The organism is Methyloceanibacter sp. wino2 (assembly GCF_003071365.1).
Taxonomy (GTDB): domain Bacteria; phylum Pseudomonadota; class Alphaproteobacteria; order Rhizobiales; family Methyloligellaceae; genus Methyloceanibacter.
The window spans coordinates 2,406,259-2,426,437 of the sequence record NZ_CP028960.1 but is presented as its reverse complement, the minus strand read 5'-3'; the positions used below and the strand labels follow the sequence as shown (position 1 = coordinate 2,426,437).

Sequence of the window (20,179 nt, the reverse complement as noted above, 5' to 3'; positions counted from 1 at the left end):
CCGCCCGGGCCGGTAAGTTTGGGCCCAAAGGGCCGAATTGGGCCCTATTCGACCTTCGTATTGTGCACTGCACAATACCCTTGAAGTTCATTGTGCAGTGCAATATATACAGGCCGTGGTTCACCGGCGCTCACATCAGGAAAGGAGCACTGACATGATGGAATTTGACAAGACTGCCTTCGACAAGGCCACCAAAGACTTCCAGAAACTGGGCAAGGACAACTACGAAGCCGTGGTCAAGTCCTATGGCCAGATGAACAAGGGTTTCCAGGACATCGGCACCAGCTTCACCGACTACACGAAGCAGGCCTTCGCCGATGCGACCGCGACTTTCGAGAAGCTCGTCGGCGCCAAGTCGCTCGAGCATGCCATTGAGATCCAGTCCCAGTATGCCAAGACGGCATATGAGACCTGGATGGCCGAGATGACGAAGATCGGCGAGATGTATGCCTCTGTCGCGCGCGACGCGTACAAGCCGGTTGAAAAGGCCGTGGAGAAGACCACCGCCACTGTTACCGCGTCTTAATCGGCGGCTACCGCACGCAGCAGAAAAGGCCTGGAGGCTCCGCCTCCGGGCCTTTTTCTTTGCCGAATTTCCCTGGCCTTCCCGCTAGGACGCGAGCTTCAGGGACTCGTCCTTGGGCGGCGACGGCGGGGTGCTCTCGCCCATCGTGCGCATCTCGCCCGCCGGTAGCGCGCATGCGCCGAACTTCTTCAGCAAGCGCTTCATGTAACGGCGGAAGCGCAAGTGATGGATCTCGAACCGGTGCCACGGCGTGTCCTGGCGCTTGATGCCATGGCCGATATCGGGCGCCCCCTGGCGCTTCAGCTCCCGGAACCAAGCGGCACGCTCAGGATCCTTCTCCTGGGCGGTGATGAAAGCCGCGATCAGACGCGCCTGCTGGTCCGCCACCTGCCAAACCCCGCCCTCGGCCGGATCGAACAGGCCGACCGCGAAAAAGTCGTCCCAGTCGCGGTGGAAGGTGTGAATGAACAGCTTCGACCAGCCCTGCTCATCGAGCACGTAGGAGTCGTCCATGAACGGGAAATGGACTTGGAAACCCGTGGCCCAGATGACCATGTCGACTTCCGCGGACGTCTCGTCGGTGAAATAGACACGACGCCCTTCCAGGCGCTCGACGCCCGGCTTGGCCACGACACGCCCATGGACGAGATGGTCGAGGTAGGTATTGGAAGCGGTGGGGTGGGCCTCGAACAGATCGTGGTCGGGCTTCGGCAGACCGTAACGGTCATGAGGACCGATCAAGATACGCATGCCGAGCTTGTAGAGCTTGTACATGACCTTGCGCGGGATCGGCGCCCGGCTGATCCTGTCGATCACCGTATCGGTCGGCTTGCCTAACAGCATCTTCGGGAAGAAATAATAGGTGCGGCGCATGGAATGGATCGCCGCCTTACCGTCATGGGCGGCATCGTCCAGGATGTCGACGGCCGAATTGCCGGCACCGACCACCAGGACCCGCTTGTCCTTGAGCTGCGCCTTCGACTTCACGTCATGGGAGTGCAGCACCTCCCCTTCGAACGTGCCGGGATACTCCGGTACGAACGGGTGCCAGTGATGGCCCGTGGCCATGACGACGCCGTCATAACGGCGGGGCTCGGTTTCCCCTTCGAGCGTGACCAGCCATCCGTCGTCGTCGCGTTCGATATGGTTGACCCGCGTGTTGAAGGTGATGTGGTCGTACAGGCCGAACTCTTCCGCATAGGCCCGAAAATACGCCTGCGCCTGCGCCGCGCTCGCATAGACCGGCCAGTCTTCGGCGAAGTCGAAGTCGAGATAGCGCGTGAGTTTCGCTGAGGAATTGAGGTGGGTCGAGCCGTACACCGCATGGGGACTATCGAGGTTCCAAATGCCCCCGACATCGCTCTCCGCCTCGAAACAGTCGAAGTCGATGCCGCTCTCCGCGAACCGCTTGACCACGGGTAAACCGCAGGCGCCGGCGCCAATAATGCAGTATCGCTTCACGTCACCTCCAAGAGCACAGGTGCGACATAAGCACCTCAGACTAGCTCCATATTACGGCAGACCAAAGCACTCCAGGCCCTGTGCATCAACCCATAGGAATTTGGCCTGGGCTCATTGATTTGGCTCAAGTCGCAGCCTGTCCAGGGAAGCTCTCTAGGGACTGGGCGGCATTTCGCTTGTGCCTGAATTCGATGGAAGTTACCCGTATGGTCACCGGCCGCAATACCCAGCATCGCGAGTTGAGGGAATTTCATGGACAGTGAGCAGGACATCACTATCAAGAACTGGGACGGCACCTGGACCTACCACCCACGCGTGAAGGCCAGGCCCGAAAGCGTCGAGGATCTCGTCGAGATCGTCACCGACCCTGTGCGCTTTCCCTCGCCCGTTCGTCCGGCCGGCTCCATGCACTCCACCGCGCGCATGAACGGCGACGACGAGGGCGGCACCATGGTCGAAATGACGGCCATGAACCGCATCCTCCATTTCACGGACGACACGGTCACCGTCGAGGCCGGCGTGACCCACGGCGACCTCGCCAAGGCCCTCAAGGCGCGCGGCCTCCAGCCCTACATCACCACGGAAATCGGCAATACGACGCTTGCCGCGTTTGCCTGCGCGGCCACCAAGGACAGTTCCTTTCCCGGCGAATACGGGCAGGTGAGCTCCTATGTGGTGGGTATCCGCTACGTGGACGCGAACGGTCAGATCAAGGAGATCACGGAGGCAAACGATCCTCAGGAGATGCAGCTCTTCCGGACGAGCTACGGCATGTTCGGTCTCATCTTCGAGGTCACCATCAAGGTGCGCCCCACACAAGCGCTCGAAGTACGGCACTACGGGCTCAGCATCGACGAGTTCCGCAAGTTCCTGCCGGTGTACAAGGCGCGCGGCCACGCGGTCATGTACTACATCTACCCGTATGCGCGGCGGGTCGTGGTCGAGCTGCGAAAACAGCATCCCGACCGGAAGCCCAACTCGCGGCTCCGCTGGCAGTACCGCAACAAGTTCTGGAAACAGTGGGCCCCGGCTGTCGCGACCTGGATCGACACCAACATCAAGAGCAAGAAGTGGCGGGCCAAGGCCCACGACGCCTTCTTCTATGTGCAGCGGCAGCTGATGGTGCGGCTCATGCGCTATAATCACAGCTGGCCCCATGCACAGATCATCACCTACCCCCGCAAGCCGAAGGTGTTCTACCTGTTCAGCATGTGGTCGTTCCGCGAGACCGATTTCTTCGACATCCTCGAGCGCTATTGCGATTTCTGCATTGCCTACGAGAAGGGCACCGGTTTCCGCTGCAACCTGCCGTCCGTCGGCTACGTGATCAGCCGGGATTGCGAGGCCTTGTTCTCCTACACCTGGGAAGGCCCGGGCATGAGCATCGATCCCGCCTCGACCGGCGGGCGGGAGTGGGAAGAGTTTCTCCACGCCTATAACGATTTCTGCAGCGAGCATGGCGGGACGCCGCTCTTCAATCAGACGCCGTTCCTCACCCGCGAGATGGTGCGCCACTCCTTTGGAGCGCGTCTGCAGAAATTCGCCGCCGCGCGGGCCGAGCGCGATCCCAAAGAGCGGTTTCTCGACCAGCACTTCCGCAATCTTCTATCGTAGCGGCCGCACGAAACTCCACGACCACGAGGCCTGCACCCATGGAGCAGATCAGCATTCCCGGACTTCCCTTTGCCGCGTCGCGCGTCGCGCTTGGCACCTGGGCGATTGGCGGCTGGATGTGGGGCGGCGCCGACGATGACAACGCGGTCGCCACGATCCACCGCGCGCTCGAGCTCGGCATCAATCTGGTCGACACCGCGCCGGTCTACGGCTTTGGCCACTCCGAGGAGATCGTCGGGCGCGCGCTCGAAGGGCGCCGGGAGACCGTGCTGATCGCAACGAAGGTGGGGCTCGATTGGACCAGCGGGCGCCCGCGCCGGAACTCGACGCCGGAACGCCTGCGGCAGGAGCTCGAGGATTCGCTGCGGCGGCTCCGGACCGACGTGATCGACATTTATCAGGTCCACTGGCCCGACGACGCGACGGCGTTCGAGGTCACAGCCGAAACCCTCGACATGTTCCGGCGCGAAGGGAAAATTCGCGCCATCGGCGTCAGTAATTTCGACGTTGCGCAGATGGACCGTTTCCGGACGATGGCGCCGATCGCCACGGTCCAGCCGCCCTACAATCTCTTCGAACGGGGCGCCGAGGACGCGGTGCTGCCCTATGCCAAGACGCATGGCATCGTGGCGCTCACTTATGGCGCGCTCTGCCGTGGGCTCTTGTCCGGGCGGATGACCGAGGACACCACGTTCGAGGGCGACGATCTGCGCAAGATGGACCCGAAGTTCCAGGCCGCGCGGCGCGGACAATACCTCGCCGCCGTAGCCGCGCTCGACGCGCTCGCCCGCAAGAAATTCGGCAAGTCCGTTCTGGCGCTCGCGGTGCGTTGGATCCTCGATCAGGGCGATACGATCGCGCTCTGGGGCGCCCGGCGCCCTGCGCAGCTCGACGCCGTGCCCGACATCATGGGCTGGCACATCGATGCCGAGACGATGGCGGAGATCGACCGCATCCTGGACGAGACGATCACCGACCCAGTCGGGCCCGAATTCATGGCCCCGCCGCGCACAAAGGCCGCTTGAGCCTTAAGCCCCTGTCGCCTTGATGAACCACCGCACGACGGGGAACGACGCCACGCGCGGCAGATTGCGCACCGTCTTGAGGAACAGTTCCACCTGGGGCGGAAAGGCGATCTCGTAAGGCCGCGTCGGCAGCTTCTCCAGAATCTTCCGCGCGCAGCGTTCCTTCGATATCACAAAGAGCTTCTTCTTCGGGTCGTAGGAGGCATTGAGCGGCGTATCGACGAAGCCCGGATTGACGAGCGTGAGGTCGACGCCCGTGCCCCGCAGCTCCAGCTTCAGGCTCTCCGCGAGATTGATGACCGCGGCCTTGCTGGCCCCGTAGCCGCCATTGCCCGGCCAGCCGGCATAGCCGAACAGCGAGCCCATGATGGCGAGATGGCCCCCGCGCCGCTCCAGCATGGCCGGCAGCACGGCAGCGACGCCGTTCAGCACGCCGTCCACATTGAGCGCCATGGTCTGACGAAAGCCTTCCACGTCGATATTGCGGATGTCGAACGGCACATACATGCCGGCCCCCAGCAGCGCCAGATCGATCGGCCCGAGTTCGGCCTCGACCTTGGCCGCACAGGCCTTGAGCGCCTCGACGTCCAGAACGTCCGCCGGAAAGGCCGTGATGTTGGGGCTGGACGCCGCCAGTGCATCAAGCTTTTCGCTCGGCCGCGCGGTGGCTGCGACTTTCACCCCCGCATCGGCCAGGCGCCGCGCGATCTCACCGCAAATCGCGCCTGATGCGCCCGTGATCCAGGCGGTTTTCCAAGGATAGGTCTTTTCGGCCATATGCTCCCCGTTTGGCTAAGTGTGGCGCGCCCCGGGATCGATAATGCCCGGCCGCACGGCGCGCAAGGCGGGTTTAGGCCGCAGTACGCGGCCCTGCCCTACCGCTTCTCCGTTTGCGAAAGGCCGTCCCAGTCCGCCGGCGGCGGCGATTGGGCGAAGGCCTCGCAGCGGTCGCGCATGATCTTGGCCGGCTCGTCGTCCGGCTTCTGCTTCAGGATGGCCGCAAACGCGGCCGCCGCGGCTTCCCACTCCTGGCTGAAATACAGGTCCATCGCCTCGGTGCAGGCTTGCGCCAGGGCGATCTCGTCTTTGGACAAGGCATCGCGCTCGCCGATCAGCGCATAGATCACAAGGCCTTCCTGACGCCCCTTGACCGCGACCTTGTCGATCGGCCGGGTGACGATGACGTCGTCCACGGCACGCCGGGTCACGTCGCTGATGAGAATGTCCGTCCCGTAGATGTGGTTCAGGCCTTCGAGCCGGCTCGCGACATTGACCGTGTCGCCGATGGCCGTGTAGTCGAGCCGGTTCGGACTGCCGAAATTGCCGACCATCGCGGACCCGGTGTGGATGCCCGTGCGGGTACGAAGCAAGGGCAGACCCTCTTTCGCCCAGATGTCGCGGAGCTTCGCAAGCCGCCCACGATTCGCGAGCGCCGCGCGGCAGGCGCCGAGCGCATCCTGGCCGTGAGAACGCGGCGCGCCCCAAAGGGCCATGATGCCGTCGCCGATGAACTTGTCGACCGTTCCGCCATGATCGAGGATCTCGCCCGTCATCTCGTCGAGATAGCGCGCAAGGAGATCGACCAGCGTATCGGGCGGGAGCGTCTCGGATATCGAGGTGAATCCCTCGAGGTCGGAGAAGTAGACGGTAATCTCGGTGCGCGCACCGCCGAGCTTCGCCTCTTCACCGGATTCCAACAGTAGACGGACTAAATCCGCCGGCACGTATTTTTGGAACGAGCGAAGGCCGGTTTTCATTTCCTCGACCGCCGTCGCAAGCGTGCTGATTTCGCGGATGCGGCTCTGCACGGGCGGCTTCGGATCAAGGCGGAACTGCCCGATCCTGCGGGTTTCATCCGCGATGGCGCGGAGATAGCCGGCGATACGCTTCGACAGCAGGACCGACAATGCCGCGGCGACCAGCACGCCGCCGAGGCCGAGATAGACCATGAGCTGGGCCATGCGTTGAACGTCGCCGAAGATCTCGTCTTCGGGCAACGCCATGCCGATGATCCAGTTGGGTCCGCCCTCCCGGCCGAGGTGTCTGTAGCTGCCGAGATAGGTGCGGCCGTCCGCTTCGAACGTGATCTCCTGCAAGGACGCGGGAACCCCGCTCAGATCGGTGCCGAGCGGCTCGAGGAAGTTGGCGACGCGCGGATCCGCGATGTCCTCGGCCCGGATCGTGACACGACCGCCATCGTCCGGCGCGGGTTGGGTCAAATCGATCCGCTTCGCAGCGTCCGGGTCAGCCGCCGCGGGATGGGCGATGACGCGCCTGGCGCCATCGTCCGTCACCTCCAACAGGAACGAGATGCCGGCGGAGCCCAGCTTCACGTCGCGCAGGAACCGGCTCAGCGCGTAGAGGTCGAAATCCGCCGTCAGGACGCCGACAAACTCCCCATCGGGCCCCACGGCCGGCACCGCCCGGCTCACGCCCGGAACGTCGAGGGATTCGCCGGAGCCGAGAAAGACGTAGGACTCGGTCCAGATCGGCGTCTCCGCGTTCTTTGCCGAAAGGTAGTAGGGCCGCTCATACGGAGGCGTCCGCTTGGAATTCGGAATGTCCCGAAGCACCTGCCAGTCCTCTCCGGGCAGCACGGTGAATTCCCGGAGATAGCGGCTGCCGTCATCCTCCGGCGTCAGCCACAGCACGGTCAGAACGCCGTCCCGGTCTCTGAAGGCGTGGAAGTACTTGCCGCTCGGCATGCCGAAGGACATGTAGGACAGGCTCGGACGGGCCTCCAGCGATGCCGCGAAGTAGGTGCTGAGCCGCTTCTCGTCATCCGGATCGATCCAGCCCTCGGTGATGAGCCTGGCGACGGTGTCCGCCTCGTCCTCGGCCACGTCCAGCGCGTGCTGCACATGCTGCTCGACCCGCTCGGAGGCCTGCGTGAGGACCTGCGCGCCGAGATCCTGGACGGCGAAACGCGCATAGAGATACGCCGCCGTCCCGAGCAGCGCCACCGCCGTCAGCAGCACGGCCAGCATCAGTGTGAGAAGTGTGGCCCGAAAGCTTATGCGCACGATTTGAGGACCTTGCACTGTCACCGCCGTCACGGCAATTGCGATAAAGAACCTCTATTGGGTACCGCGCTAACTCCTTAGGACGCAACACGGAGCAGTTGCGTGGCCCGGCAGGGTCTCTCTCCCTAACCGGCGAACGGATCGCGCACGAGGATCGTGTCGTCGCGCTCGGGACTCGTGGACAGAAGCGCGACAGGCACGCCGGTCAACTCCTCGAGGCGGCGGACATATTTGATGCATTGCGCCGGCAGCTCCGCCCAGGAGCGCGCGCCTTGCGTCGACTCGGTCCAGCCGTCCATTTCTTCGTAGATGGGCTCCACACGCGCCTGCGCCCCTTGCGCCGCCGGCAGGTAGTCGATCTCCGCACCGTCGAGCTTGTAGCCGACGCAAATCTTCAGCTTGCCGCCCGGGATGTCATCCAAAACGTCGAGCTTGGTGAGAGCGATCCCGTTGATCCCGGCGACCTTGCAGGTCTGACGCACGAGGCACGCATCGAACCAGCCGCAGCGCCGCGCCCGGCCCGTCACCGTGCCGAACTCCGCGCCGCGCTCCCCGATCAGCTTGCCTGTCTCGTCGAAGAGCTCGGTCGGAAAAGGCCCCTCGCCCACGCGCGTGGTGTAGGCCTTGGTGATGCCAAGCACGAAGCTGATCGCGCTCGGCCCGATCCCCGAGCCGGTCGCCGCTTGCGCCGCCACCGTGTTGGAGGAGGTCACGAACGGATACGTGCCGTGGTCGATATCGAGCAGCGCCCCTTGCGCGCCCTCGAACAGAATCCGCTTACGGTCGGTCTTGGCCTTGTCGAGCAGCGACCAAACCGAATCCATATAGGGAAGAATCTTGTCGGCGACCTCGGTGATCTGACTGCACAGCTCATCCGCCGAAATCTCAGGCTCGCCGAGACCGCGCCGCAGCGGGTTGTGATGGGCGAGGATGCGTTCCACCTTCGGCTTCAACACGGACAGGTCCGCCAGGTCCATGACCCGGATCGCCCGGCGCCCGACCTTGTCCTCGTAGGCCGGACCGATTCCACGCTTCGTCGTGCCGATCTTGCCTGCGCCAGCCGCGGCCTCGCGCAGCGCGTCCAGTTCACGGTGCAGCGGCAGGATCAGCGTGGCGTTCTCGGCGATGCGCAGATTGTCGCGGGAGATGGTGACCCCGAGTTCCTCGACACGCGCAATTTCCTCGGCCAAGGCCCAGGGGTCGACCACGACGCCATTGCCGATCACCGAGAGCTTGTTCTGGCGCACCACGCCCGAGGGAAGCAGGGAAAGCTTGTAGGTCTTTCCGTCGACCACCAGCGTATGACCGGCATTGTGTCCGCCTTGAAAACGCACCACCACATCGGCGCGCTCGGACAGCCAGTCCACGATCTTGCCCTTGCCCTCGTCGCCCCATTGGGAGCCGACGACCACGACGTTGGCCACGATGAAATCCCCTAAATCCTGGATAGAACACAGAAACGGCCCCGCGAGAGCGCAGGGCCGTATGCCGTTATAGCCCGGCTCGCGGGCCGATGCGAGCCTTGCAACAAACCTTAGGCGCCCCCGCCAAGCGCCTCCTTCTCGCACCCGAAGGCCCAGTCGAGCCAGGGCAGCAAGGCTTCCACATCCGACCGCTCCACCGTGGACCCGGTCCAGATCCGTAAGCCCGGCGGCGCGGAGCGGTAAGAGGCGATATCGAAGGCGACGCCTTCTTTTTCGAGCCGCTTGGCAATGCGTTTGGCGAAGGCGGCCTGCTCGTCCGCCGAGAGCGCCGTCACGTCCGGATCGACCACTTTCAGGCAGATCGACGTGTTCGAGCGCGTCGCGGGATCGATAGCGAGAAAATCCACCCAGGGGGTCTCGGCAACCCAGTTCGAGATGGTCTCGGCATTGGCGTCGGCGCGCGCGATCGTGCCTTCAAGACCGCCGACGCGCTCAGCGAACGCAAGAGCCGCCAGGTAATCCTCGATGCACAACATAGACGGGGTGTTGATCGTCGAGCCCTCGAAGACGGACTCCATCAGCTTGCCGTCGTCGGCGAGACGGAAGAGCTTCGGCATCGGCCACGGCGGCGTGTAGCTTTCCAGCCGCTCGACCGCGCGCGGCGACAGAATCAACATGCCGTGCTGCGCTTCACCGCCGAGCACCTTCTGCCAGGAGTAGGTGGTGACGTCGAGTTTGCGCCAGTCGATATCCTGTGCGAACACGGCCGACGTGGCGTCGCAAATCGTCAGGCCTTCGCGTGTGCCTGAGATCCAGTCCGCGTTCGGCACCCGCACACCCGACGTGGTCCCGTTCCAGGCGAAGACGACGTCGCGCGCGAAATCCACTTGGCCAAGATCGGGAAGCTCTCCGTAAGGCGCCGTGAGCACGCGAACGTCGCTCAGCTTGAGTTCGTCGACGATGTCCGTGACCCAGTCCGCGCTGAAGGCTTCCCACGCCAGCACATCGACGCCGCGCGGGCCGAGCAGGTTCCACAGCGCCATCTCGACCGCGCCCGTGTCGGAGGCCGGCACCAGCGCAACGCGATAGTCGTCCGGAAGTTTGAGCAGCGCGCGCGTGCGGTCCAGCGCCTCCGCGATCCGCCCCAACGTGTCCGTCTGCCGATGGTTGCGCCCCAGCAGCGCGCCGCTGAGCACCTCGAGCGACCAGCCCTTGTACTTGGTGCACGGGCCGGATGAGAAACGCGGGTTCTCGGGACGATGGTTAGGTTTGTTCGACGATGTCACGGGAAGGCTCCAACAGGGTCATCACCGAGCGGGCGTTGTTTCGCGCCGCTTGGAGGCAAGCGGAGCACTTATCGCGCAGCCATTCCGCCCGTCAAGCCGACCTTTTGGTGGGGCACTCCGCCGGAATAGACGGCCAAAAGAAAACCGCCCGTCGCGGACGACGGGCGGTCAGGCTGTCAGTCGGCTGGACGATGGGCTATTTGAACGCGACCGGCATCGGGGCGGGAACGACCGGTGCGTGGCCCAGTTTCCAGCGCATGCCGAGCATGAGGTCATGCGAGGTCACACTGCCGAGATCCACGCCAGCGTAGGAGCTGGTGCCGTCGAAGGCCGTCACGGTCCCGCTCTTCGCTTCGCCGAGGTCGGTGTAGCGGTAGGACAGGTCGAGCGTCACGGACTCGTTCACGTCGTAGGCGATACCGCCATAGACGGCCCAAGCGAAGTTCGTCTCCGTGTTGTCGGCGCCGTAGGCAACACCGCCGTTCGGGACGTTGACGTCCTTGAGGCCAAGCACGGACACCGAGGCGATGCCGATACCGGCACCGACATAGGGCGTGAAGCACCAATATGTGCCGAGATCCGCATAGGCGTTCCACAGACCAACCCAGCTCTCGATGTCGGCCGTGTATTCGTTGGTGCCGGGCAGGAACGTCCCGTCGGCGTCATTGCTGGCCCGGCTGAAGCTGCCGTTGCCGCCCGGATATTTGTCCTGGGCGATGAAGAGCGACTTGCCGCGATATTCAGCCGTCATGTCGAAGCGCAGCCAGTTGTTGAACTGGTAGCCGACGCCGAGGCCGAACAGCGGCGAACTCTTGATGTCTTCGTGCACGACAGTGAAGTCGTTGTACTGGAACAGCTCGGAGCTGATGCCATCCACGACGGGATTGGCGGCGCCGATGAAGCCCCTCAAATAGATCGGTCCCGTGCAACCAACGCACGGCGCCTCGATCACGGGCGGCGGCGGCGGAAGGCCGAGATCGGCGGCATGCGTGGCCGTGATTGGCGCCAAGGCCAATACACTGGCGAGAAGTAGAGAACGTGTCTGTCCCATCTGATTACCCCTTTTCGACTGCAGCCCTGGCGAAGCTCGGCCAGCCGGGCCGATTCGCGTTGGCTGTCTCGTTTGGGGACTATCGAGGGGTTTGGTTAATGGACCCCTAATGGGCGGCTCAGACTGACACAACCTGAGCGCACCCGCGCGGGCGCGCGGCGAAAAACGCTTGTTTTAGAGGGTATTTCAGGACGCGGAGTGCCCTTAAGCGGCGGCGGCGTCCGAGAGGGCATGGACGATGTCGGAGACCACCGTTTTGACCAGGCCTTCGTCGTCGCCTTCGGCCATTACGCGAATCACGGGCTCCGTGCCCGACGGGCGGATGACGAGACGGCCGGCGTTGCCGAGCCTCGACTTTCCGTCATTGATCGCGCGCTGCACGCCGACATTGTCGAGCGGCTGACTGTCCTTGTAGCGCACGTTCTCGAGGACCTGAGGAAGTGGTTCGAAGCGCTTGCAGACCTCGCTCACCGGACGGCCGCTCTGGACCACCACGGCCAGGATCTGCAGCGCCGTGACGAGGCCATCGCCCGTCGTCGAGAAGTCGGACAATACGATGTGTCCGGACTGTTCGCCGCCCACATTGTAGCCGTGCTGGCGCATATGTTCGGTCACGTAGCGGTCGCCCACGGGCGTGCGGGCCATGCCGAGCCCGAGGTCTTCCATGTAGCGCTCGAGACCGAGATTGGACATGACGGTGGCGACGATGCCGCCCCCCGCCAGCCGTCCGCGCCGGAGCCAGAATTCGCCGATGACCGCCATGAGCTGGTCGCCATCGATGATGCGGCCCTTCTCGTCGACGATCACGACCCGGTCCGCATCGCCGTCGAGCGCAATGCCGATATCGGCGCGGACCTCCTGAACCTTGCGGATCAGGTTTTGCGGCGATGTCGACCCGCAATCCTTGTTGATGTTGAGACCATTGGGCTCGACGCCGATCTTGATGACCTCCGTTCCAAGCTCCCAAAGAGCCTCGGGGGCGACCTTGTAGGCAGCGCCGTTCGCGCAGTCGATGACCGCCCGGATTCCGTCGAAGCGCAGATTGCGCGGCAAGGTGCGCTTCGCAAATTCGATATAGCGCTCGCGGGCGCTCTCGATACGGGTCGCACGGCCGATGCGTTCGGCCGATGCGAGCAGGCCCGCTGAATCGCCCTCGATCAACGCCTCGATCTCGCCCTCTTGCTCATCGGAGAGCTTGTAGCCTTCCGGGCCGAACAGCTTGATGCCGTTGTCGAGATAAGGATTGTGAGAGGCCGAGATCATCACGCCGAGATCGGCGCGCAGCGAGCGCGTCAGCATCGCAACGGCAGGCGTCGGCATCGGCCCGAGCTGGAACACGTCCATTCCGGCCGCGGTGAAGCCGGACACCAGCGCGGACTCGATCATGTAGCCCGAAAGCCTTGTGTCCTTGCCGATCACGACGCGATGGCGATAGGAGCCATTGGTGAAAAGCTTGCCGGCGGCCATGCCGACCTTGAGCGCCACTTCCGAGGTCATCGGATGCGAGTTGGCGCTGCCACGGATACCATCCGTGCCAAAGTAATTTCTGGCCATCCCGGTTATTCCCCCATCGTTGCCGCCTGGCATGCGCTCCCCGCCGCCCAGCTCATTCTTTGGAACTTTACCACTCGCCCTACGCGAGACATATCTCGGCGGTGCCCTCAAGCGAGAGGGCGGATTATGCGCCTGCCGATGGCCAAAATGGGTTCAAAAAATGTAAGCAAAAGTTACATTCCGAAGCGCCCAAAATGGCCGTTTTCTCTTAGTTTTCCGCGCCAAACATTGCGGCGCGCCAGACGCCAAGGGCCTGGCTGGTTCCCGCTACGTCGTGCACCCGGAAGAGTTGAGCCCCTTGCGACGCCGTAGCGATGGCGGCGGCGTGGCTCCCCGGCTCCCGCGACTTCGGCTCGGCCGCCTGACCGAACCCGCGAATGAACTGCTTGCGCGAAGCCCCGATCAGAAGCGGTACGCCCAATCCGTGGAAGAGGCTGACATTGGCGAAGAGCGCAAGATTGTGCTCGAGCGTCTTGCCGAAGCCGAGGCCGGGATCGGCGGCGATGCGCGCCTTGGGGATACCGGCGGCAACGCAGGCCTCGATGCGGGCCTCGAGGTAGTCGAACACTTCCAGCACCACGTCGTCGTAGGTGGGGTTGTCCTGCATGGTCTTCGGCTCGCCTTGCGCATGCATCAACACCACGTCGAGGCCCGTCTCCGCAGCCGCCTGCAACGAGTCCGGATCGTAAGTGAAAGCCGAAACGTCGTTGAAGATCTTGGCGCCCGCCTTCGCCGCCGCGCGGGCGACGTCGGCCTTGCGGGTGTCGATGGAGATGACCGCTCCCGAGCCCTTGAGTCCCTCCAGAACCGGCAGGACACGCTCTAGCTCGTCGTCCACGGCCACGGTGTCGGACCCTGGACGCGTGGACTCCCCGCCAATGTCGACGATCGCCGCCCCGTCCTTCTTCAGCTCAGCCGCATGGGCCACCGCGCCCTCGGTCTTGTCGTAGAGGCCGCCGTCGGAGAACGAGTCCGGCGTCACATTCACGATGCCCATGAGGGTTGGCCGCGACAGGTCCAGCCCCGCGAATGGCGGGCGCGGCTGGATCACTTGGTCGAGCCGCGCGCGCAGGTCCGGGTCCCCGGCCTCGCTCAGCGCCGGGACCGAAAACATGTAGGCTTTCGACTTCTTCGGCTCGCCCTCGATCAGCTCGACGCTCGTGAAGGCAATGGCGCCGCCGGCAAGCGGCAGCGCAAGCCCATCCTCGATGGCGGCATAGGCCTGGGGTCCGTAAACGAATCCGAGCGGCCGGAGATAGATTTTTCTGTCTGACATGGGTGAGCCCTAACACATCGAACTGGCGCTGCCACAAAGCATCATGCCCGGCTTGGGGGCCGGGCATGACTGAAACGATTGCCTATGAACGCTTGGAGCCGGCTTAGGTCGGCTGAGGCTCCATGCCACCGGTATCGGGCGTCGGCGGCTTCTTGCCCCGCCCCGCGACCGGCACGGCCGACTGCGGCCCGCCTTGATCGGCATCCTCGGCCGGGAAGTCCCGAACCGGCGGCTTGCCGTTCAGCAGATCCTTGATCTCCTGACCGGAGAGCGTCTCGTACTCCAGAAGGCCGCGGGCGATCGTGTGCAGATCGTCCAGGTTCTCGGAGATGACCTTCCGCGCCGTCTCGAAGCCTTCATCCACAATGCGATGAATTTCCTCATCCACCATGGACTGGGTCTCGTCGGACAGGTGCTGCTGCCGGCCGATGGAATGCCCGAGGAAGACTTCCTCTTCATTCTCACCGTAAGCCAGCGGCCCGAGCTTATCGGACATTCCGAACTGCGTGACCATGGCGCGGGCCAGCTGGGTCGCCATCTTGATGTCGGAGGACGCGCCCGAGGTGACCTTGTCGTAGCCGAACACAACCTCCTCGGCGACGCGGCCACCCATGGCCACCGCGACGTCCGCCTTGAGCTTGGCACGCGTATGCGAAAGCAGATCGCGCTCCGGCAGACGCATGACCATGCCCAGCGCGCGGCCGCGCGGGATGATCGTCGCCTTGTGGACCGGATCGGACGCAGGCTGATGAATGGCCACAAGGGCGTGACCGCCTTCGTGATAGGCCGTCAGCGTCTTTTCTTCCTCGCTCATGGCCATGGAGCGGCGCTCGGCGCCCATCATGACCTTGTCCTTGGCATCCTCGAACTCGTGCTGCGTGACGAGGCGCTTGGACCGGCGCGCGGCCAGCAGCGCGGCCTCGTTGACGAGGTTCGCAAGATCGGCGCCCGAGAAGCCCGGCGTACCGCGCGCGATGACGCGCAGGTCGACGTCCGGCGCCAGAGGCACCTTGCGCACATGGACCTTGAGGATCTTCTCGCGGCCGATGATGTCGGGACGCGGCACCACGACCTGGCGGTCGAAGCGGCCCGGACGCAACAGCGCGGGATCGAGCACGTCGGGACGGTTGGTCGCGGCGACAAGGATGATGCCCTCGTTCGCCTCGAAGCCGTCCATCTCGACCAGCAACTGGTTCAAGGTCTGCTCGCGCTCGTCGTTGCCGCCGCCGAGACCGGCGCCACGATGCCGGCCGACCGCGTCGATCTCATCGATGAAGATGATGCAGGGCGCATTCTTCTTCGCCTGCTCGAACATGTCGCGGACACGGCTCGCGCCCACGCCGACGAACATCTCGACGAAGTCGGAACCGGAGATCGTGAAGAACGGCACGTTGGCCTCGCCTGCGATCGCGCGCGCCAGAAGCGTCTTACCGGTGCCCGGAGGTCCGACCAGCAGCGCACCGTGCGGGATGCGGCCGCCGAGCTTCTGGAACTTCTGCGGATCGCGCAGGAATTCCACGATCTCCTGCAGATCTTCCTTCGCCTCGTTGACGCCGGCCACATCGTCGAAGGTCACGCGGCCATGGCGCTCAGTGAGAAGCTTCGCCTTGGACTTGCCGAAGCCCATGGCCCGGCCGCCGCCGGACTGCATCTGGCGCATGAAGAAGATCCACACGGCGATGAGGAGCAGCATCGGGAACCAGGAAATCAGTACACCGAACAAGGAGGGCACGTCCTCTTCGGACGGCTTGGCCGTGATCTTCACGCCCTTCTCGTGCAGTGTTTGGACGAGACCGGGATCGTTCGGCGCATAAGTCTGGAAATTGCGGCCGTCGGAGAAATGTCCGGTGATCTTGTTTCCGGCGATGGTCACATCTTGAACGCGACCGCCGTCGACCTCGGAAAGAAGCTGAGAGAAGCTGATCTCGTTGCCGCGGACTTGGACGCTGTCGCTCTGGAACAGATTGAAAAGGGCGACCAGCAACAGGCCGATGAAGACCCAGACGATGAAGTTACGGAAGTTCGAGTTCATACACTGACCTGATGGATTGATTCTCGCGGCACACGGGGATGAGGGACGATCCAGTCCCCGCACGGGACGGCATAGTTAAGCCCGTTTAACATAGGAACGGGCAGCACTTTTGCCAAGTAAAGCTAACGGCAAGTCATGGACGCTTTCTGAACGATTCCAGCCGGAAACGCCTGAAATTTAGCCAATTGGAACCGCCTCGCACCTCGGCACGCTAGCCGGAGCCTAAGACGTCCCCCAAAGGAATGTCGCCCGGCAGTCAAACCCTGCTTCATGGCGTGACAATGGCGTGGGCAGCAGCGCCCAACCTTGAGCGAAATCAGGAAGGAACAAGCGCCCATCGCCGCGCCGGCAAACCGGGAGCGTACACGCCGCCAGACGGGGCACGCTGAGAGCCCCGTCCTCGCCTTTCAGGAGCGCCTCGATCCCGCCCTCGCCCAGCGCCTCGACAGTTACGGCCTCCGCTTCTCCCGCTCCAAGCTCGAGGCGAAAGCGGTTGTCCCAGAGCAGGCGTTCGCCTGGCCGAAGCGCGCCGTGCGGCAAGCCGGTCTTGCGGACCTCACGGTAGATAGCGAGGGACGCGCGGCCCGGAAGGATCTGGCAGCGCCCCAAAGTCTGTGCCTTGTCCGGCTCCGCACGAAGCCCTTCAAGCAGCGCTTCGAGCTTGGCGAGCCGCAACGGCTCGCTCGAACCACCCACCGCCGAGATAAGCCGCGCAAGCGCCCGCAGGCCCACCTCCTCAGGGGCGTCCAACAGCGCGGAACGAGAGATCGACGCATAGCCCGCAGGGCTGCGCTCGCAATGCGCCTCGATAAACCCATCGACCGCTGCTTCGATTGCTAGCCGGGCCCGGCGCAGGCGCCGCGCCGACAGCGCGATCGCCTCCGGTTCGAGGCCGATCTCCGACAGCACCACCATCGCCTCCCGCAAGCGTACGCGCTCGAAGCGGGCGTCCTCGTTGCTCGGATCGGAACTGTAGGGCAGACCGGCCGCCTCGGCGGTCGTGACCAGCCGTGCCTTGGGGACCTCCAACAGCGGCCTCAGGAGCGTGAGGCCCGCCCAGTTGCCCTCCTCCGGGATCGCCGCAAGCCCGTCGAGCCCGCTTCCCCGCTTGAGCCGCATCAGGAACGTCTCCGCCTGATCGTCCAGATGATGGGCTGTCACGAGCGCCGGAATGTCATGGGCCGTACAATAGGCCGCCATGAGGCCGTAGCGGGCCGCCCGGGCGCGTTCCTGAACGCTCGCGTCGACGGGTCCATGCCGCCAGGTCAGGATCGCGTGGCGCACGCCCAATTCGTCCGCGATCTCGGCCACTGTCTCCGCCTCGGCCCGGGAGCCCGAGCGCAGGTCGTGATCCACGGTCAGCGCCACGGGCGCTGGCAATGCATGCCGGCGCGCGAAGTCCACGCTGAGATGCAGCAAGGCAATGCTGTCCGGCCCGCCGGAGACGGCCAGCGCATAGCGGCCACGACGGGCCAACGGCGCCAGGAACCGGTCGGTCTCGGCCTCGGTGAGTGGAGCGGCTGTCATAGCCCCCCAGCATTGGCGCAAGGCGCCCTGTCCGGCAAGTCCGGGTGGTCGCGTCGGACGTGCTAGCGAAAGTTCGGCGGCAGGCTCACGACCGTTCGCGCCCGGCGGTTGCGCGCCCGGCACGAGAGCGCTTCGCAGTTCGCGGCCAGGCGCTCCCGGCCGTAGGAAACGGTGGGGATCGACGCGGCGTGCACGCCGTTGCTCTCCAGATAGGTCTTCACGGCCACGGCCCGCTCGGCACCGAGCATCAGATTGTGCTGGGAGTCGCCCCATTCGTCCGCATGGCCTTCGACGAGGATCCGGTGGTCGGGATGGGCGCGCAGCCAGCGGATCTGACGGCGCAAGATCGCCTTGGCGGCCGGGGACAGTTCGGAACTGTCGCTGTCGAAGTAGACCACATCGCCGGCGGCGGCGAATTGCGTGGAGCCGGCAGGACGCGACGCGCTGTCGACCCTCGCGGATGCCTCGGCGACGAGCCCTCCAGCGTCGCCCGAGCCGGCGGCGCCGAGCGTGTACTCCTGCGGCTGGGTCGTGGGACCCAAACAAGCGGATAGACCGGAAGACAGGAAAAACGCGCCCACAAGGGCGCCGGCGCGGCCGAAGCCACCGCACAGACGCATAACCGGATACTCCCAAACACGGTTGGTTATGGGAGAAGCCTAGGGGCCAAGCCGTTAATGCGGTGTTAGCCGTTTAAGGATCGGGAAAGCAAAACGGCGTCCCGCTCGTCGCGGTGCCGTGGGCCGGGATCAGGGCCCGGCATGAGTACAGAACTCATGGGGTACCCAGCTTACAAAACGCTGGGCCCAGAAAAGGAAAAGGATGCCCAAGGCGCCGAAATCTCTAGCGCGCTGGACATCCCAAATCCCGTAGTGAAACCCGAGAGTTTCCGCAAATCCGAGCGCCGAAGGCGCTCAGGATCTGCCATACCGGTGTTAGCCGAGCTTCAGCGGCTCAACAACAACGGCCTTCTCGTGGTGGCCGAAGCAACCGCCGAGCGAAACGGCAGCTGCAACGAGCATGACAGCGGCGATAACGCCCTTCAAACCCTGCATGGTCTTCTCTCCTTTGGTTAATACGGCAAGTGCCGTCTTTGCGTGTACCGGTGCAGCGCATTCAGATCAAGATCGGACTGAGGTCTCCTGACGGATTTGCCAGCCCATGATGCGAAAATGCCACGCCGAATCTTGTCGTTCGTCCTTGGGAAGCTATCCCCCGATGAAACGCTGAGCAAGGCGCGGTTAACCACGTTGGGTGGTTCGCGTTAAGGAAAGGTAACCATGTGTTGCAGCAGCGACACAGACGGCCTTCAAGCGCCGAAAAACGAAGCAAAAATGCGGAAAAAGTCACCGTCGAATCGCGGGTTGTCCGTGACCAAATCGCACCATCGGAACTCACACCCGGCAGGCGGCACGACCTGTAGCCCACATGGCCGGATTCGATGCCCGGCCTGCTAACGGACGAGGGCCGGCAGAGGTACGACAGCGCCCGAAGCCGCCCCATGCCGCGGCGCAACAAACAGGCGCTAGACGGCCCTCTCGATCTGCCGCGATAGGATCGCGGAAAACTCGTCGGCGAAGCCGCGCAGCCGCGCTGCATAGCGCGTCCGCTCCACCTCGAACTTCAAGGCGAAGATCTTGGCCGGGATCGCGACGAACCACCCCAGCGCCGCCGCCAGAAGGCCCTGTGCGACCCCTGGAGCGACCGTGGCCAGGCTGGCGAGATCGCTGCCCGCCGCTCCCTGAAAGGCCGACATGAGGCCCCAGCCGAGACCAAAGAGCCCAATGAGCGGCGCGGCGGCCGCAATCGCGGGCAAAAGCGTCAGCCCGCGCCCCAGCCCCTCGGCGTCCCGTAACAGAGCGACGTTGGTCACCGTGTCGATGCGGTCCTGGACGCCGGTCATGGGCCGCGCCGCCGGTTGGCCGTTCTCGGTCTCGGTGGAGCGCTTCCATTCGCGCATGGCCACCACGAACAGCGAGGCCATGCCGCCGTTCCGGCGCTGCGCGAGTGCCTGATAGAGCTCGTCCAGCGCCTGGCCCGACCAGAACACCTTTTCGAACTTGTCCGCCTCTTTCCGCGCCCGGGCGAACTGGATCAGCTTCCGGACGATCACGGTGACGCTCCAGACCAGGGCGATCAGAAGCGCGGCGATGGCCAGTTGCACGCCCAAGGGTGCATCGAGGATCAACCCCAGCACCGACGGGGCGGCAAACGATGGGTCGCCAACGGCGAGCGCGGCATCCGGATTCATCGCAATCCTCTCAAGCGCAGCCCCCGAGACCTAGACTCTCGGACGACTCAAATTCCAGAAATCCCAGTCTCGCGGGACATCAAAATGGCTGCAAAAACCGGTAGTTAAAAGCCCCCAAGCCCGTACCAA

The 20,179-nt window shown here is 64.2% G+C and carries 16 protein-coding genes; 4 read left to right on the top strand and 12 right to left on the bottom strand.

Translation table 11 applies throughout. From position 1 onward, the window contains the following. Positions 1 to 154 precede the first annotated feature (154 nt). Positions 155 to 526 (top strand): phasin family protein, encoded by a 372-nt coding sequence (locus tag DCY11_RS11395; RefSeq protein WP_245409351.1) that lies wholly within the window; start codon positions 155 to 157, stop codon positions 524 to 526. An 84-nt stretch (positions 527 to 610) separates the two neighbouring features. Here DCY11_RS11395 and DCY11_RS11390 read toward each other — a convergent pair whose 3' ends face one another. After that, entirely contained in the window at positions 611 to 1,987 is a 1,377-nt protein-coding gene (locus DCY11_RS11390; protein ID WP_159079974.1) for an NAD(P)/FAD-dependent oxidoreductase, read from the bottom strand. Between the two features lie 252 nt (positions 1,988 to 2,239). On the opposite strand from DCY11_RS11390, the gene DCY11_RS11385 reads away from it, so the two are divergent. Both DCY11_RS11385 and DCY11_RS11380 read left to right on the top strand, forming a co-directional pair. After that, complete coding sequence (locus DCY11_RS11385; protein WP_108682981.1) at positions 2,240 to 3,601, top strand: FAD-binding protein; 1,362 nt, start codon at positions 2,240 to 2,242, stop codon at positions 3,599 to 3,601. 38 nt (positions 3,602 to 3,639) lie between these two features. Further along, positions 3,640 to 4,626, top strand: coding sequence for an aldo/keto reductase (locus DCY11_RS11380; RefSeq protein WP_108682980.1), 987 nt, complete (start codon positions 3,640 to 3,642; stop codon positions 4,624 to 4,626). 3 nt (positions 4,627 to 4,629) lie between these two features. Here the strand turns inward: DCY11_RS11380 and DCY11_RS11375 are convergent, their stop codons facing one another. The 10 genes from DCY11_RS11375 to DCY11_RS11330 form a co-directional block, all read right to left on the bottom strand. Then, on the bottom strand, positions 4,630 to 5,403 hold the full coding sequence (locus tag DCY11_RS11375) for an SDR family oxidoreductase (RefSeq protein WP_108682979.1): 774 nt from the start codon (positions 5,401 to 5,403) through the stop codon (positions 4,630 to 4,632). Between the two features lie 98 nt (positions 5,404 to 5,501). Further along, positions 5,502 to 7,649, bottom strand: a complete 2,148-nt coding sequence (locus tag DCY11_RS11370; RefSeq protein ID WP_159079973.1) for an adenylate/guanylate cyclase domain-containing protein — start codon at positions 7,647 to 7,649, stop codon at positions 5,502 to 5,504. 125 nt (positions 7,650 to 7,774) lie between these two features. After that, a complete protein-coding gene (locus DCY11_RS11365; RefSeq protein ID WP_069443253.1) occupies positions 7,775 to 9,073 on the bottom strand; it encodes an adenylosuccinate synthase in 1,299 nt (432 codons plus the stop codon). A 110-nt stretch (positions 9,074 to 9,183) separates the two neighbouring features. After that, positions 9,184 to 10,359 (bottom strand): phosphoserine transaminase, encoded by a 1,176-nt coding sequence (locus DCY11_RS11360; protein ID WP_108682977.1) that lies wholly within the window; start codon positions 10,357 to 10,359, stop codon positions 9,184 to 9,186. A gap of 196 nt (positions 10,360 to 10,555) precedes the next feature. Then, positions 10,556 to 11,410, bottom strand: coding sequence for an outer membrane protein (locus DCY11_RS11355; RefSeq protein WP_108682976.1), 855 nt, complete (start codon positions 11,408 to 11,410; stop codon positions 10,556 to 10,558). A 204-nt stretch (positions 11,411 to 11,614) separates the two neighbouring features. After that, a complete protein-coding gene (gene glmM, locus DCY11_RS11350) occupies positions 11,615 to 12,964 on the bottom strand; it encodes a phosphoglucosamine mutase (RefSeq protein WP_069443256.1) in 1,350 nt (449 codons plus the stop codon). A gap of 208 nt (positions 12,965 to 13,172) precedes the next feature. Continuing rightward, positions 13,173 to 14,240 carry a dihydropteroate synthase gene (gene folP / locus DCY11_RS11345; protein WP_108682975.1) on the bottom strand — a complete coding sequence of 356 codons (1,068 nt, stop codon included), beginning with the start codon at positions 14,238 to 14,240 and terminating at the stop codon, positions 13,173 to 13,175. A 103-nt stretch (positions 14,241 to 14,343) separates the two neighbouring features. Beyond that, entirely contained in the window at positions 14,344 to 16,272 is a 1,929-nt protein-coding gene (gene ftsH / locus DCY11_RS11340) for an ATP-dependent zinc metalloprotease FtsH (protein WP_108682974.1), read from the bottom strand. 222 nt (positions 16,273 to 16,494) lie between these two features. Continuing rightward, positions 16,495 to 17,799, bottom strand: a complete 1,305-nt coding sequence (tilS, locus tag DCY11_RS11335; protein WP_108682973.1) for a tRNA lysidine(34) synthetase TilS — start codon at positions 17,797 to 17,799, stop codon at positions 16,495 to 16,497. A 62-nt stretch (positions 17,800 to 17,861) separates the two neighbouring features. Next, a complete protein-coding gene (locus tag DCY11_RS11330) occupies positions 17,862 to 18,419 on the bottom strand; it encodes an OmpA family protein (RefSeq protein WP_108682972.1) in 558 nt (185 codons plus the stop codon). 141 nt (positions 18,420 to 18,560) lie between these two features. Between DCY11_RS11330 and DCY11_RS15590 the strand changes: the two genes are divergently transcribed. Continuing rightward, entirely contained in the window at positions 18,561 to 18,875 is a 315-nt protein-coding gene (locus tag DCY11_RS15590; RefSeq protein ID WP_159079972.1) for a hypothetical protein, read from the top strand. A 449-nt stretch (positions 18,876 to 19,324) separates the two neighbouring features. Here the strand turns inward: DCY11_RS15590 and DCY11_RS11325 are convergent, their stop codons facing one another. Further along, on the bottom strand, positions 19,325 to 20,050 hold the full coding sequence (locus DCY11_RS11325) for a MotA/TolQ/ExbB proton channel family protein (RefSeq protein WP_108682971.1): 726 nt from the start codon (positions 20,048 to 20,050) through the stop codon (positions 19,325 to 19,327). Positions 20,051 to 20,179 lie beyond the last annotated feature (129 nt).

What these genes read in the sequence shown, in the direction of transcription:
- DCY11_RS11385 (WP_108682981.1), top strand. Translation starts at nt 2,240, where the DNA reads ATGGACAGTGAGCAGGACATCACTATCAAGAACTGGGACGGCACCTGG.
- glmM (WP_069443256.1), bottom strand. Translation starts at nt 12,964, where the DNA reads ATGGCCAGAAATTACTTTGGCACGGATGGTATCCGTGGCAGCGCCAAC.
- tilS (WP_108682973.1), bottom strand. Translation starts at nt 17,799, where the DNA reads ATGACAGCCGCTCCACTCACCGAGGCCGAGACCGACCGGTTCCTGGCG.
- DCY11_RS11355 (WP_108682976.1), bottom strand. Translation starts at nt 11,410, where the DNA reads ATGGGACAGACACGTTCTCTACTTCTCGCCAGTGTATTGGCCTTGGCG.
- DCY11_RS11330 (WP_108682972.1), bottom strand. Translation starts at nt 18,419, where the DNA reads ATGCGTCTGTGCGGTGGCTTCGGCCGCGCCGGCGCCCTTGTGGGCGCG.
- DCY11_RS11380 (WP_108682980.1), top strand. Translation starts at nt 3,640, where the DNA reads ATGGAGCAGATCAGCATTCCCGGACTTCCCTTTGCCGCGTCGCGCGTC.
- folP (WP_108682975.1), bottom strand. Translation starts at nt 14,240, where the DNA reads ATGTCAGACAGAAAAATCTATCTCCGGCCGCTCGGATTCGTTTACGGA.
- DCY11_RS15590 (WP_159079972.1), top strand. Translation starts at nt 18,561, where the DNA reads ATGAGTACAGAACTCATGGGGTACCCAGCTTACAAAACGCTGGGCCCA.
- DCY11_RS11395 (WP_245409351.1), top strand. Translation starts at nt 155, where the DNA reads ATGATGGAATTTGACAAGACTGCCTTCGACAAGGCCACCAAAGACTTC.
- ftsH (WP_108682974.1), bottom strand. Translation starts at nt 16,272, where the DNA reads ATGAACTCGAACTTCCGTAACTTCATCGTCTGGGTCTTCATCGGCCTG.
- DCY11_RS11375 (WP_108682979.1), bottom strand. Translation starts at nt 5,403, where the DNA reads ATGGCCGAAAAGACCTATCCTTGGAAAACCGCCTGGATCACGGGCGCA.
- DCY11_RS11325 (WP_108682971.1), bottom strand. Translation starts at nt 20,050, where the DNA reads ATGAATCCGGATGCCGCGCTCGCCGTTGGCGACCCATCGTTTGCCGCC.